We start from the raw sequence: 14,562 nt of genomic DNA, 5'->3' as shown, positions 1-14,562 counted from the left end.
GAAATCGAGCTATCTGATATCTTTGATCCCTATGTCGGTTTCCCCTGCAAGAAGATCGGGCCTTTTGTCGAGAAGGATGTCGATTGACGAGAAGGTGCTGTCCAGCTGCACTTGGAATATCGCAGCGACGCCATCCTCGTCGTTGATCTTCAACGCCTCGTACATCTGGCTGTGCTCTTCGTAGACGACATCGTAGTGTCCCTCCAACGGGAACGCTTGCCGACGAACCCGGTCGAGCTGACCGGTCGCGTTGTGGATGGTCATCCACGCATCGGGAAAACCCGCGCAGGAGCAGATCAGCTTGTGAAATTCATTATCCAGCGCAAAGAACTCGTCGACGTCGCGGCGCTTTGCTGCTGCGTGCTGCTTGAACAATGCTAGTTCGAAATCCTTTTCGAACTCAAAGCGAAAATTCCTCGCAGCGAGGCGGGTAAGGCGCATTTCGATCGTGTCGCGAACAAGTTGTCCTTGCAAAACCTCGCGGACCACGATCTTGTTGACGAACGTACCGTCGCTGGGCGCGATTTTGACCAAGCTCTCGTTTGCGAGCTGAAGAATGGCTTCACGAAGCGGAGTACGCGAAATCCCGAGTTGGGCACAGATCTCTTTCTCGTTGATTGCACTCTCGGGCTGAAGTTGCAGTGAAATGATCGCATTCCGCAACAGCTCATACACCTGTGCGGACTTGGAACCTCTGGCGTCCAACTGATTCGGACTAAACAATGCTACTTGGTCCATCGGTAATCCCCGAAAAGTCGCCCATTGAGAGGGCGCCGCGCTCAATATACCAATACATTGGCATTCCTTCTCATTTGTAAACCAGCGACTCTCGTAGGAAAACCCCTAACTAAAAAAATAATTATATACCGGTATATCGCGACAAGGTTTGTAAGGCCGTCATATCCAGCAGGTTCACAAATCGTCCGTTCGTTGCGCTCTATCTGCCAAGTCAGAATAGACTGTGGCAGAAGAAGCGGTGGATCATGCCGCTGCAGCGGAATGCCTGAAACCTTGAGGGGGAAGTCGACTGGCCGGTATGTCTCAGGAACCCATGGGAGCAATTACTGGGCTTGACGATGCCTTGTTCGCCGCAAGGTTGCCTTTCAGCTCTGCGCGCGCCTTCCACAGGCGTGCGATTATCTAATCTGTTCGACGCGGATGCCTGCAGAATCGTCGATAATGTCGGAAGCCTCTTGACGGAGTTGCTCGAAGACGGGGATCACGGCATCAAGTTGAATCTGGAACGCTGCAGCGGCAGCTGCTTCGTCGCCCGCCTTAATGGCGGCATAGATTTCCTGATGCTCTCTCGAAACGTCGTCGAAGTGCGATTTCATCGTGTAGGAGTGTCGACGTACCCGATCAAGCTGACCGGTTGCGTAGTGGATTGTTTGCCAAATCTTCGGAAATCCGGCGCAGAGGCAGATCAGCCTGTGAAATTCATTGTCCAGCGCAAAAAAATCATCAATGTTCGGGTTGCGGGCCGCCAGTTCCTGAGTGAAAAGCTGTAGCTCGAACTTTTTGTCGAACGACGGATCGTAGTTGCGCGCCGCCAAACGGACCATCTTCATTTCGAGGGTCTCGCGCACCATTTGTCCCTCGAGCACTTCGCGCAGGACCATTTTGTTGACGAACGTACCTCCGCTTGGAACGATGGTGACGAGACTTTCGTCCACGAGCTTCTTTAGCGCATCTCGAAAAGGGGTCTTCGAAACCCCGAAATGCGCACAAAGCTCCTTCTCCGGCAACGCTTCTCCTGGGACCAGCTTCATCGAGATGATCGCAGCGCGCAGATGCTCATAAAGCTGATCCGATTTAGGAAGGCGGACGTCAATTTTAGCGTTATCGAATATGTGTTGCATCTTCGCTCCCAGAGGCTCCCTGGAAAAGAGCTTGGCTTGTACGCCTATCGTCGTTTTCTCCAATGAGCGGCCTTCCAAGAAGGTTGAGAGCTACACGCAGTTTTCGAGACTTGGCCATTTATGCGACCTCCTTTGGGTCCGCGAACTTTTTCATAAGCATCGTCGGTTTATTGCGCGCATCCGGGAATGCAGCTTCGATCGCTGCAGCAACCCTTAATACCGAAATGTCATCAAAAACACGACCGATGATCTGACCGCCGACTGGCAAGCCGTTAACGAAACCGATTGGCACCGATGCCGCGGGCTGGCCAGTTAAGTTGAAGGCGAGGGAGTGTCCGGCCCAATCCAGCCAATCAGCGAACGCGTCGTTCGGGACCGTAACCCCGGCGGCAAACGGAAGAACCGCGACGGCCGGCGAGAGGATCACATCAAAATTCTCATAAACACGGTTCATCGCCGTGCGAAGGCCAATCCGATGCATCTGGGCATCAAGATATTCCTCCAAAGGCACCTTTGCACCTTGGTCAGCAACAGCCACAAACCCTTGGTCGACAAGGGCCCGGTCGTCCCGAGACAGTCGACGAAGGGACTGATATGCGCCGACGCTCCATATGCTCCGGTAAGCAGGACGCCAGTCCTCGAAGGCGGGCAATTCTTCTACGACGGCACCAAGTTGGCGCAACACGTCGGCGGTTTGCCCAATTAAGCGGCCGATCGCGATATCCGTTGGCATAAAGCCGAAATCTCTCGTTACCGCGATGCGCATTCCTGCAATCGGGTTGGATAGCTCATTATAGCGGCCGCCATCAATGGCAGGGATCGTGTCAGGATCGAGGCTATGGGTACCGTCCAGGACCTTCAGTATCAAGGCGGCGTCTTGCACGCTGCGCGTCACTGGCCCTTGATGAGAGAGGTTGCCGTAGTGAGGACCGAGCGGGAACTGAGGCACGCGACCATATTGCGGCTTCAATCCGAAGATGCCGGTAAAACTTGCGGGAATGCGTACGGAGCCGCCGCCATCGGTGCCGAGCGCCAGCGGCCCCGCTCCGCTTGCGACAGCTGCCGCGGCCCCACCGCTGCTCCCTCCTGGCGTAAGCGACGCGTCATAGGGGTTTCTGGTAATGCCGGTTCGGCGGCTATCCGTCACGGCCTTCCAGCCACCCTCGCATGTTGTAGTGCTGGCAAAGAGAACGGCGCCAGCGTTTCGCAACCGCTCGACACTCGGTGCGTCTGCCGGTGCAGGCGGGTTGCGATCTGATAGAAGCGAGCCTCGACCGAGTTGCCAGCCCCTCACGGCTACGACATCCTTGATCGAAACGGGAATGCCCTCCAAGGCTCGGACGCTGTCGCCAGCCATCCAGGCCTTTTCAGAAAGGCGTGCCTGCACCAGGGCACCTTCGTCGTCGATATGGCAAAAGGGATTAAGTTCGCCCTGAATTTCATGGGCACGTTTGAGAACCGCTTTGGTCACATCTACGGGCGATACCTGACGTGTCGCGTAGAGTGGCAGCAATTCGGATGCGGTAAGATCGCATAGATTATTCAACTTTTATGCTCCGAACTTCGAATGAAAAAAACTCAGGTTCTGCTTGCCATGCGTGGATCGATCGCGTCACGCAGGCCGTCGCCCAGCAGGTTCACGGCAAGCACGGTCAATGACAGAAAGGCAGCGGGGAACAGAACGATGTAGGGTTTCACCTGCCAGAGGGCGCGGCCCTCCGCCATGATATTGCCCCAGGAGGGGATCGTGGGTGGAGTGCCTGCACCAATGAAGGAGAGGATTGACTCGATCACCATGGCGCTGGCGCAAATGTATGTGGCCTGCACAGTCATTGGCGCGAGTGTATTGGGAAGGATGTGCCGCAGGAGTATCGTCGAGGTGCGCGACCCGCCTGCAAGCGCAGCCTCAACATATGTGGCTTCCCGCAAGGATAGAACGACGCCCCGGACGAGGCGGGCAACGCGCGGAACCTCCGCGATCGAAATTGCGATGATGACGTTATAGACACTACCGCGCGTGAGTGCCATCAGAGCGATTGCAAGCAGGATCGGTGGCACAGACATGACGCCGTCCATGAGGCGCATGACGAGACCGTCCACACGACGCATGAAGCCTGAAACAAGTCCGATCGCCAGACCTATGGCTGAGGCGACAATCGCCACAGTAAACCCGACCAGGAGCGAGATGCGAGCTCCGTAGATCACGCGTGAATAAAGATCACGGCCTAGCATGTCGGTGCCGAACCAGTGAGCCGACGAAGGCTCTCGCGTTCGATCGGCAGGCGAGATAGCGCTCGGATCCACAGTGCCGAGATAAGGCGCAAGCAGGGCCATGAACAACAGCAGAAGAAGAATTGTGCTGCCGAGAAACATCATCGGATTCCGAGATGCCTTGCCGATGAAGTCCGACCGTCGTCGGAACGCGGCAAGACGACCTGCTCGGGCAACCGGTGTATCGTCGAACACGACGTTTTCAGAAGGTAAAATGGTCAATATCGTATCCTCGGATCTACGACGCTGTAGGCAAGGTCCACCAGCAGGTTGACGATGACGTAGACGAAGCTGAAGAACAGGACGACGCCCTGGATGATCGGGTAGTCGCGACGAAGAATGGCATCAACGGTAAGTCGGCCGATACCTGGGATCGCGAATACGCTTTCGACTACCACTGCGCCTCCGATCAGGAGTGCAATTCCGATGCCGATAACCGTAATGACAGGAACAGCCGCATTTCTGAGGGCGTGCGCGAAGAGTATTGTTCGCTGTCGAACGCCTTTTGCTCTCGCGGTGCGGATGTAGTCTTGCGACAGAACCTCGATCGTTGCTGCTCGTGTTACTCTGGCGATGAGGGCAATGTAGACGCTTCCGAGCGCTATGCTTGGTAGAATGAGTCCTGCGAGCCAGGGGCCGAAGCCGTTGGCAATCGGTTTGTAGCCCTGGACCGGTAACCATCGAAGTTCGAGTGCAAAGACGTAGGACAACAGATATCCGATCACGAAGACCGGGACAGAAAACCCCAGAATAGCAAAGCTCATGATGATTCGGTCGATAAGCGTACCGGCTTTCCAGGCCGCCAGAACACCAAGTGGAACAGCGACAGAGATCGAGATGACCAATGTGATGACCATCAGTGACAACGTTGGCTCCAGACGCTGAAAGATCAGTTGAGTGACCGGCGCCTGGGCAAAAATCGATACGCCCAGATCGCCGTGAAGGACCCGCCAAAGCCACCCGGAGAACTGCACGAAAAATGGCTGATCAAGTCCGAGCGTTTGCCGGATTCGGGCAACATCTTCTGGCGTTGCTGCGTCGCCTGCGATCACGGCCGCCGGATCACCGGGTGCCAGATAAAGCAGGCTGAATACAAGAAAGGCGACAAATAGCATCACCGGGATCGTCCCGATGATGCGTCGCGCGATGAAGGCCGCCATGGCTCTCTCCGCTTTTATTGATGGAAATAGAGCTCACGCCCGGCGAACATTGTAAAAGATCGGAAAGCCCTTGAGCATGTTCTGCAGGGTTTTCGAGTAAGTCGTCGACTGCAGACCAATGCCAAGAGGAATGTAGGGGAGATCCTCGAAAGCCGCTTTCTGCAGTTGGCGACAAATCTCCTGCTGCTGCGCGAGATCGGGAGAATCAATCCATTTACTGCGCAGATCTTCGATTTTCGTTGATCCTGGCCAACCCCAGATCGATCCATCGCCTGTCGCACGTAGATAGGTATGCGCCGCAGGTGTCATCGCTGCAGCACCAGAAGCGTAGTTGCACCAGAGCGACCAGCCCCCGTTCTCTACCGGTTCTTTGGAATTAAGGCGCTGCACCTGGGTGCCCCAATCCATGGCTTGGAAGTCGACGTTCATGCCGATTTTGCGCAGCATATCGGCGGCGACTTCGCTCATGGCATTCAGAACCGGGAAATCTGTCGGTACAAGCAGGACGACCCTTTCACCGTTGTAGCCAGCGGCTGCCAGATCGGCCTTGCTCTTCTCAAAATTTCGATCGCCTGCAAAAACGTCGAGATTGACATTACTGGCAAGGTTTGACTGGGGCTGGAAGAAGCCGACATTGTCAATCCACATGGTGGGATCAACCCCCATGGCTGCAATAAGGTAGTCGCTCTGTTTAATAGCGCCCAGTATGGCGCGCCGAATAGCAGGGTTGTTGAATGGAGGCTGAAGATGATTCATGCGGATCATCATGAGGAGACCGCCGGGATCGACGACCTCGGTGACGAAATCGGTGTTATCCTTGAATATCGGCAGAAGGTCCGCCGTCGGCTGTTCCCACCAGTCGACTTCGCCATTCTGAAGGGCAGCTGCAGCAGTTGCAGCGTCAGGCATCGTAATCCATTCGACGCGATCGAAATGTGCAACCTTGCCGCCTGAGGTGAAGTCAGCCTGTTCCTGACGCGGCACATAGCCGGCAAATTTCTCGTAGACGTTGCGCGATCCTGCGACGCGCTCGGACATGAGATATTTGAACGGGCCGCTTCCGACAATTTCGGCGACCGCCTTTGCGGGATCGGTCTCTGCCAGACGCTCTGGCATGATCGCAGGCATGCTGCCCCCCGGTTTTCCGAGCGCATCAGCAAGCAATCGATAGGGTCGCTTGAGTTTGAACACAAGTTCCTTATCGGAAGTAGCGGAAATTTCGTCGACCAAAACGGCGACATCCTTGCCCCAGGAATCCCTTGCCATCCACCGCTTGACGCTCGCCACCGCATCGCGGGCGAGGACCGGTGTATCGTCATGAAACTTGAGACTGTCGCGCAGCGTAACACGCCAGGTTTTGTCGTCGTTCTCAATAACGTGGCCGGCGGCCATCTGAGGTTTGGGATTAAAGTTGCTGTCGACGCCCCACAGGCTGTCGAAAACCATGGCGGCATGGTTTCTGGTCACGAAAGCGGCTGACATGATCGGGTCGATGACAGCCAAATCCGCCTGTGGGACGAATTTCAGGACGTTGGTGCCCTGAGCGCGCGAGATTGCAGGAAGCGAAACACCGGTTGCAGCGAGTGAAAGCACGCCGCCGATACCTTTAAGAACATCACGTCTCTTCATTGTTGGTTCCCCTAGTTTGCGAGCTTGTTTACCTATCAAGCTCAGTTTTTACGATATCAATATATCGGCGTATTGCAATACCGGCATTTTTGGGGTGAACTGGGAGAAACAAATGATGGGAACTCAGAAATGAACTGTCTAATCCACGACGCCGACAATCCACCTGTTCTGGCCGTAAAAAATCTTCGAACGTCATTTTTGATCAACGAGGCATGGAGTCCCGTCGTCAAGGACATCAGTTTCGATGTCCCACAAGGCAAAACGGTCGCAATCGTGGGCGAGTCTGGGTCAGGCAAGAGCGTCACCTCTCTGTCGATTATGCGATTGCTTGATGCGGCAAAATCCAAAACGGTGGGATCCGTCAAATTGGAGGGGAAGGAGCTTCTCTCGCTTGGAGAGGAAGACATGCGCCAGACCCGCGGTCAAAAGCTGGCAATGATTTTCCAGGAGCCGATGACGAGCCTTAATCCGATTTTCTCAATCGGCCACCAGATTTCAGAGGCGATGTTGTGTCATGGCGACATGTCACCGTCGGCAGCGAAAGAAGAGGCGATCCGGTTGCTGGAAAAGGTTCGCATCGCCAACGCAGTGAATCGCTACGACGAATTTCCACATCAGTTTTCGGGCGGGATGCGCCAGCGTGTTATGATTGCCATGGCGCTCGCTGCCAAACCGAGGCTACTGATTGCCGATGAGCCAACCACCGCGCTCGACGTTACCATCCAGGGTCAGATCCTCGACCTGATGCGGATGCTTCAGGAAGAGAACGGGACCTCAATTCTATTCATCACCCACGACATGGGTGTAGTGGCGGAAATCGCCGACAAGACGCTCGTGATGTATAAAGGTCAGATCGTCGAGGAAGGTTCTTCGTCCGATCTGTTTTCCAGGCCACGACATCCCTATTCAAAAGCGCTTTTATCGGCCGTTCCCCGACTGGGGGCGATGACGGGCAAGCCTACGCCGGCCCACTTCCCGCTACTTCATTCAGAAGCAGCTGATATTGTGGCGCCCTACCATCATACTCCTCGGCCAACCAAGGTTTTGGAAGTGAATGATCTGGTAACCAGATTCGCGGTCCGGTCGGGATTTTTCAACCGAATTTCCGGGATAGTGCATGCAGTTCAAGACGTCAGCTTCGACATTCGCGAAGGGGAAACACTCTCGCTTGTCGGGGAGTCCGGGTGTGGGAAATCGACTACGGGACGCTCTATTCTTCGTATGATTGAGCCAAGTGCGGGTAAAGTTACCCTTGACGGGTATGATGTCCTCGATCTCGACAAGGAGAACACACGGGCAATGCGCCGAAGCGCACAGATGATATTCCAGGATCCGTTCGCCTCCTTTAACCCGCGGCTTAGAATTGAAACGGCTGTGTGTGAACCGTTCCTTGAGCATGCTTTAGGAACAAAGAACCAGGCCCGGGAAAAAGCGGCAATGCTGATGGAACGCGTCGGACTTTCTCCCGACATGCTCCGACGCTTTCCCCATGAGTTCTCCGGCGGCCAGCGGCAACGCATATCAATCGCGCGAGCTCTGATGGTCGACCCCAAGCTGATCGTGGCGGACGAGTGTGTTTCTGCACTTGACGTGTCGATCAAGGCGCAGGTCTGCAATCTGCTGCTCGAACTGCAACAGAATTACAATCTGGCGTTTCTGTTCATATCCCACGATATGGCCGTCGTTGAACGAATGAGTCACCGGGTCGCCGTCATGCGTCTAGGCGAAATCATGGAGATTGGGACAAGGCAGGCCGTCTTCGAAAATCCTCAACATGAATATACAAAGACATTGATGTCCGCAGCTCCCGTCCCTGATCCCGACCGACGACCGCGAAGGCGTGATCTTTCGACGGACGAACTCAAAAATCCGATTCGTCCGCCGAATTATTCTCCACCGAAGCGTCAATATCGAAGTGCCGGTCAAGATCATCTCGTGACTGTCAACTGAAGCCATGTGTTGCGCCGGGTGTTAAAAAAAGCAACGGCGCCCAACTCAACCTCCAATATATTGTGAGGTATTGCTAAGTATGGGGAGGGGGCATGAAGGTTTGCATGGTTGAACACGGCCATGATGGGCGTGTGGCACTTCGACAGCCTGAAGGCTGAGGAGAGCGCCGTCCAGACGTTGGTCGGGCACGAACCCGACCACACTGCGAAATTTGCGCAGAAGTTTGATTATCAACAGTGGACCGTGAACCTAGCTTTGGCGCTCGCGTCTGATATCGATGTCGTCATTACTGCCCTGCCGAGTGCGACACATGCCAATGGCTCTTGAAGCGCTCGGCGCGGGAACACTTGCTCGTGTAGATCCGGCTCGCTTTAAACGACAAAGACGCCGAAGGCTGAACGAAAAGAACTAGCACTCGGTGTGGTGCACCTCTTGTGCCTTTGAATCGAGCATACTGAACGCTGCAGAACCGATGCTGAGGGTAGCGAAAAAATCCGCTATGTTCAATCGCGGGGTTCTCCAACGACTTGAAAATATCGGCTCCACCGGTCTTCGCAGAACGTGGACAGACAACCTCCTTTAGCACCACGGCGCTCATCTGATCTATGTCGGCCTGTGGCTTCGCCGTGGAGGTGATCCCTAAACTACCGCCCGCAGGATTTCGTGTTCATTTGCCATCATGCCACTACCCCTTCCTCAAACTGGCATTTCAATGGGATTGGCCGCAATTGTTGAGTCGGAGGTGCATCAATCGATCGTTTGCCCGGGATCCTTATGGTGACTCGACCGATGAGGCTGCCAATTTCTGATTGTAGTTCCAATCGGCTTCAGCTGTCGCCAACAAACCAGAGCAATCCTTGCGCGTCGAGCGCCGGATCGAGTTGGCGGAAGATTTGTCTTCATCCTCCGAGGCGGGGGAAGCCTGACTATAGTTCATTGGTCAGAAACTGCGCGCGTCCGTGACCAAACGACCAGTCCGCATCGGAATTCTCCACCACGGAAATCATGACGTCCGTAGATGAAATGCCACACTTTTCGAGCAAGTCCTTACACAAGTTGGAATAGAATGTCTGCTTCTGCTCCGTTGTTCTGGCTCGCGACACTACCTCGACCAGGACGAACCGGTCAGTTCTGGGAATTTCGAGACCAGTATCCTGGACGATCATCGTCTCAGACGAATAGGTGTTGAGTATCTGATAGCGATCGCGCAGCGGCACATTAAACGAACGTACCATGGCCTCATGCGCTACGTCTAAGAGCTTCGTGATTTCTTCCTTTGGCCAGCCGACATAAATATGGAATTTCATGAGAGGCATGATGAGATCCTTCTGTTGATCATTTGTCTCCTCCCAGATCGAAGGTTACCAAAAGGTCCTTCGCATCGATCTGGTCGCAGGGGCGCACGATTGACCAGCTTTTCGAGATAAACTTCATCCTTGCCGAAGGCGGCCTTTGCCGAGTGCTTGATTTGCGTCACCGCACGGGCAAAGTCCTCCATCTTGTGAATAGCGCGCATACCGCGTCCACCGCCCTCCCGGGAAGCCTTCAGTATGACCGGATAGCCGATCTCCTAGGCCATATGCTCCACTTCCGCCAATTCATCTGGCAGCGGATCGCTAGCGGGATCAACGGAGACGTTAACCGATATCGCCAGCTTGCGGGCAGCCACCATGTTGCATCGTGCCGAGCTGGCGCATGGTTCCCTCGTTTAACCCGACCTGGTTAGGCTATGGTCTCGAACAGTGCCTTCGAGAATACAGCTGGCTCCTCCCACATGGGGTAGTGGCCGCAGCCGCTCAGAACGCGGAGTTCGAAATCAGGGAACCAGGAACCGATTGTTTCGCGCAGCCGCTCTGACACCGCACCCGGATCCTTCTCGCCGATGATCACACGAACTGGCACGTTTACGTTCTGGATTTCGTCGGCAAATCCTTTGCCTGTCCACGAGTTAATATAGGCTTCCAGCACATCCGGACGGGTGCCTGCCAAGCTGGTGTCGCGCAACTTTTCGAGCCAGTCATCGGAACGGATGCCGCCGGTGTTGGCCTTAATAAGGTTCTTTCTTGCGTCAGGGTCGCGAACCGCCGCCAGCAAAAGGTCCCGTCGCTTGTCGTCGATTTTGGCACCCGAAGCTGGCACAGGTGCAAGCAGGACCGCCGAAAGAAGTCTCTCCGGGATATCAATTGCCAGCCGTTGCGCCGACATCCCGGCCATAGAGTGTCCAATCATGTGAAAGTGGTCCCAGCCGAGTTGATCGGCGCAGGAGACGACATCTTCCGCGATCTGCTCGACGGTATAAGGGCCGTCTTCCTGTATCCGGCTGCCGTAGCCGCGCGCATCGAGAAGCGCAAAGCTGTAGCGCTCCTTGTCGATGAGCGGCAAGAACGGTTCGAACAAGCGGTGATCGCCCATCCACCCGGTCACCGCGATGATCCTCGCAGGGCCATTCCCGACAACCAGTGCTGGCGAAACAATTAATGTCATTTTGATTTCCACCCGTTTCAGTATGCGCTTTTGTTGCCCAATTGCTTCGTCGGCGCGGTTGTCCCGTCAGGCTTTGATGCGCACCTCAGATCACGGAACGTTTTGACACTCGCGGCAGCTGCGCCCGTCAGCAACCTAACGTCATTCGAGACGGTGACCATGTCGAATCCCCATTCTGCTGCTTTGGCCGCATAGGTTGGCGTTCCGCAATGAAGTGCGGCCTTAATCCCGGCGCCATGCGCCGCGCTCAGAATCCGCTTGATGTTCTCGACCAGTTCCGGTTCTTCTCGATCAAAACCGGTTGGGTATTTCATGCCAGTGAGACCGATCGTAAGATCGGCAGGACCGATATAGATACCGTCGAGGCCCGGTGTCGTAACGATCTCGGCGAGATTTTGCATCGCGTTCGCTGTTTCAATCATTGCGAAGCAAAGCACTTGGTCGTCGGCTTCCTGGCCATAGTTGGCACCTGCCGAAATAGCGGCGCGGGAAGGTCCAAAACTGCGAACCCCTTTCGGGGGATAGCGAACGTACGAAACTAACGCTTCAGCTTCGGCACGCGAATTAATCATTGGGCAGACAACGCCGTAAGCGCCCGCATCGAGCGCCTTCATGATCAGGGCAGGGTCGAGCCAGGGAACACGAATAAGCGGGACGATGCCGCTTGCTCGCATCGCTTGCAACATAGAGACCGCCGCCTGATAGTCGACGATGCCGTGCTGCAGGTCGATGCCTATGCTATCGTAGCCTTGTTCGGCCATGATTTCGGCCGAAAAGGCATTGGCGATTGACAGCCAGCCGTTGAGGACACAGCCACCCTCCGACCAGACCTTTTTGATATTGTTGGCCTTCATTGATTGCGACTCCCTAGCACGCGACCGTATTTCTTGATGACATCCAGATCCGGCTCGAAACCGATGCCGGGTTTGTCCGAGACGCGGATCATATCGCCGTTGCGTATGCCCTCGACGTCCGCAAGCCAGGCGTCCGGTTGAACAAAGTTGTACTCAAGCGCGGTGATCGATGGACGGGCAGCCGCAACCTGCAACGACGCGTAAAAGCCGGGGCCGAAGTAAGGAGAATGCGGCATTAGCGTTGTATTGGCGGCATCTGCCAGATCTACAATCCGGAGATATTCGGAAATGCCACCAACCTTGGTCATGCTCGGCTGCAGATAATCGACGGCGCCGGCTTTCAATGCCTGCTCGATCTGGAAGCTTGTGCACCAATTTTCACCAGCTGCGATGTTAATCCCTCTGCCCCGAAGAGAAGCTAAGGCCGCAAAATCCTCGGGTGGGTAGATCGGCTCCTCAAGCCATGTAAGAGCGAGCGCCTTCAATTCGGCATGATTGTTTTCGATGAATTCGTGTGACCATGCGCAATTAACATCGACACAAATATCCGTGTGATTTCCCACCGTTTTGCGGCATGCGGTGATCGCAGGCAGCGTAATCTCATGCAATTTGATGCGGTTAAAACCCGCATCCCTAACCTGCTTCGAGGCGTCGACAACCAGATCATGCTCCGCATACCGAACAAGGCTCGCATAAAAAGGAATTTCATGGCGGATCTGACGCTCGCCAGCAAGTAACTGATAGAGCGGCTTTCCAGCACGTTTCGACGCGAGATCCCACAATGCGATGTCGACGCCGGAGATGGCAAAGATTGTAACGCCGTAACGTCCGAACATATGCAATTGCCGCTGCGTCTTGGCGTTCCACGCCGGGATATCGTCGATTTCTGCCCCAACAAGCAATGGCAATATCAAGCGATCAATCACGGACTTGGTCGCGTCGATCAGAGAATATCCAAATCCTTCACCCCATCCCACATTGCCAAGCTCGTCTTCCAATCGAACCAAAGCAAATTCAAGGGTCTTCCATGCGGTCGGCATGATGCCTACGCCCGAGCCGCGCAGCGCAAAGGGTATTTCGACGAGGATGACCTCTGCTGATATGATTTTCATCAATTCCTCCCAATATCGTCTTATCGCTTTTGTAAGGCCCGCCATTGAAAAATTGAACTGTTTACTTGCATTCAAGCAGCGTTCTGTCTCACATAATGGGAGTGATGATGTATTCAGGTGTTTGATGCGCGACTTTGATGAAAAGAGTGGACGTACTGGTGGCACTGCTTTGCTGCAGAAGGCCTGCGATTTGATTGACTATGTCGGCTCTTCCGAAAAAGCACTCACAGCGACAGAACTGCTGCAGGCAACGAATCTGCCCCGTGCGACCTTCTACCGGATAGTTAAGGCGCTGACGGAGAGAGGATTGTTGCGTTATGGTTTAGCTAACCAGTCAATAGAACTTGGTTTTCACTTCGTAGAGCTCGCTCAAAATCTCTGGTCCTCCTCGGGGCTGGCTTCTGTCGCTGCTGGAGAAATTCGGCGTTTGCGCGATATGACGGGCGAAACAACCTATGTTGCCGTATTGCAAGACGCCAGCGCCCGAATACTCGGCCGTTTTGAGGGAGGACACACACTCCGATCATCCGCGGCTGTCGGGCTCGACAGACCCTTGCATTGTACTTCTCAAGGTAAAGCAATGCTTTCCTATATGTCTGAAAAGAAAGTGAGATCATTACTTGGTGACACTTTGGAGCCTCGGACAGTAAAAACGCTGACAACATTTCAGCATCTACTTGCAGACTTGGAGGTATCCCGTGCACGTGGGTTTGCAATTGACGATGAGGAAATCGTTCCATTGCGACGCTGTGTTGGAGCGGCAATTTTGGACGATGAAGGGCAGCCGATTGCTGCCATCAGTGTTGCCGGTCCCAGTTTCAGAATGACACCACGCAGAACAGAACTGCTTGGACCGGAAGTCAAAAGCGCTGCGGATAAAATCAGCTATGAAATTAATCGCGCAAGACTACCGACAATTTCTCTTCCCGATACACGCCCGGAAAGTTCTCCCCGGGGCTTTTTTGGAGCATGCGCTTTATGGGACTGGCGAACCAGCGAACTTGTGTGGATCGACCGTATGGCACCTGCCGTACACTGGGAGACGTCAAATGGAGCCGTAACACGCCCCCTACAAGAATTGGGACGTAAGGTTGATGCTGCCGTTTTATGCGCTGAGGGTCTGGCACTATTTGCTGCGAACGAATTGATTATCCTCAATAAGGAACGCATAATTCGCCGCGAACCTATCGCCAACGACAAAGAAATTACTGCGGCTCGCGTTCATCCAAATGGAACACCGTGG

The 14,562-nt window shown here is 54.6% G+C and carries 13 protein-coding genes and 1 pseudogene; 3 read left to right on the top strand and 11 right to left on the bottom strand.

The features are described from left to right. Positions 1–9 precede the first annotated feature (9 nt). The 6 genes from RI570_RS20455 to RI570_RS20430 form a co-directional block, all read right to left on the bottom strand. A complete protein-coding gene (locus RI570_RS20455) occupies positions 10–738 on the bottom strand; it encodes a GntR family transcriptional regulator (RefSeq protein WP_313830697.1) in 729 nt (242 codons plus the stop codon). Between the two features lie 398 nt (positions 739–1,136). Next, positions 1,137–1,922 carry a GntR family transcriptional regulator gene (locus RI570_RS20450; protein WP_313830696.1) on the bottom strand — a complete coding sequence of 262 codons (786 nt, stop codon included), beginning with the start codon at positions 1,920–1,922 and terminating at the stop codon, positions 1,137–1,139. A 55-nt stretch (positions 1,923–1,977) separates the two neighbouring features. Continuing rightward, positions 1,978–3,405: an amidase gene (locus tag RI570_RS20445; protein WP_313830695.1), complete on the bottom strand. Its 1,428-nt coding sequence runs from the start codon at positions 3,403–3,405 to the stop codon at positions 1,978–1,980. Between the two features lie 32 nt (positions 3,406–3,437). Further along, the gene (locus RI570_RS20440; RefSeq protein WP_409558720.1) at positions 3,438–4,325 is read right to left on the bottom strand and encodes an ABC transporter permease; all 888 of its coding nucleotides are present in this window, start codon (positions 4,323–4,325) and stop codon (positions 3,438–3,440) included. Positions 4,326–4,348: 23 nt separating this feature from the next. Continuing rightward, a complete protein-coding gene (locus tag RI570_RS20435) occupies positions 4,349–5,290 on the bottom strand; it encodes an ABC transporter permease (protein ID WP_313830693.1) in 942 nt (313 codons plus the stop codon). Positions 5,291–5,323: 33 nt separating this feature from the next. After that, on the bottom strand, positions 5,324–6,919 hold the full coding sequence (locus RI570_RS20430; protein WP_313830692.1) for an ABC transporter substrate-binding protein: 1,596 nt from the start codon (positions 6,917–6,919) through the stop codon (positions 5,324–5,326). A gap of 129 nt (positions 6,920–7,048) precedes the next feature. On the opposite strand from RI570_RS20430, the gene RI570_RS20425 reads away from it, so the two are divergent. Both RI570_RS20425 and RI570_RS20420 read left to right on the top strand, forming a co-directional pair. Next, the gene (locus RI570_RS20425; RefSeq protein ID WP_313830825.1) at positions 7,049–8,869 is read left to right on the top strand and encodes an ABC transporter ATP-binding protein; all 1,821 of its coding nucleotides are present in this window, start codon (positions 7,049–7,051) and stop codon (positions 8,867–8,869) included. Between the two features lie 108 nt (positions 8,870–8,977). Beyond that, entirely contained in the window at positions 8,978–9,196 is a 219-nt protein-coding gene (locus tag RI570_RS20420; protein WP_313830691.1) for a hypothetical protein, read from the top strand. Between the two features lie 599 nt (positions 9,197–9,795). Here the strand turns inward: RI570_RS20420 and RI570_RS20415 are convergent. The 5 genes and pseudogenes from RI570_RS20415 to RI570_RS20395 all read right to left on the bottom strand — a co-directional run bounded on the left by RI570_RS20415 (position 9,796) and on the right by RI570_RS20395 (position 13,319). Then, positions 9,796–10,185: a tautomerase family protein gene (locus tag RI570_RS20415; protein WP_313830690.1), complete on the bottom strand. Its 390-nt coding sequence runs from the start codon at positions 10,183–10,185 to the stop codon at positions 9,796–9,798. Between the two features lie 83 nt (positions 10,186–10,268). Continuing rightward, a pseudogene (locus tag RI570_RS20410) lies at positions 10,269–10,544 on the bottom strand (hypothetical protein); the annotation flags it as partial. A gap of 47 nt (positions 10,545–10,591) precedes the next feature. Next, positions 10,592–11,353 carry an alpha/beta hydrolase gene (locus tag RI570_RS20405; RefSeq protein ID WP_313830689.1) on the bottom strand — a complete coding sequence of 254 codons (762 nt, stop codon included), beginning with the start codon at positions 11,351–11,353 and terminating at the stop codon, positions 10,592–10,594. Between the two features lie 17 nt (positions 11,354–11,370). Beyond that, positions 11,371–12,207, bottom strand: coding sequence for an aldolase/citrate lyase family protein (locus RI570_RS20400; RefSeq protein WP_313830688.1), 837 nt, complete (start codon positions 12,205–12,207; stop codon positions 11,371–11,373). Beyond that, positions 12,204–13,319, bottom strand: coding sequence for a mandelate racemase/muconate lactonizing enzyme family protein (locus RI570_RS20395; protein ID WP_313830687.1), 1,116 nt, complete (start codon positions 13,317–13,319; stop codon positions 12,204–12,206). Before RI570_RS20395 ends, RI570_RS20400 begins: the two co-directional genes overlap by 4 nt. Here RI570_RS20395 and RI570_RS20390 point away from each other — a divergent pair. Further along, positions 13,294–14,562: IclR family transcriptional regulator (locus RI570_RS20390; RefSeq protein ID WP_313830686.1), on the top strand; the 1,269-nt coding region annotated here is incomplete at its 3' end. The two genes, RI570_RS20395 and RI570_RS20390, sit on opposite strands and share 26 nt — an antisense overlap.

The sequence above is a fragment of the Brucella pseudogrignonensis genome (assembly GCF_032190615.1).
Lineage (GTDB): Bacteria > Pseudomonadota > Alphaproteobacteria > Rhizobiales > Rhizobiaceae > Brucella > Brucella pseudogrignonensis_B.
Note: the sequence above shows the minus strand (reverse complement) of the source record. Positions and strands in the feature narration are given on the sequence as shown.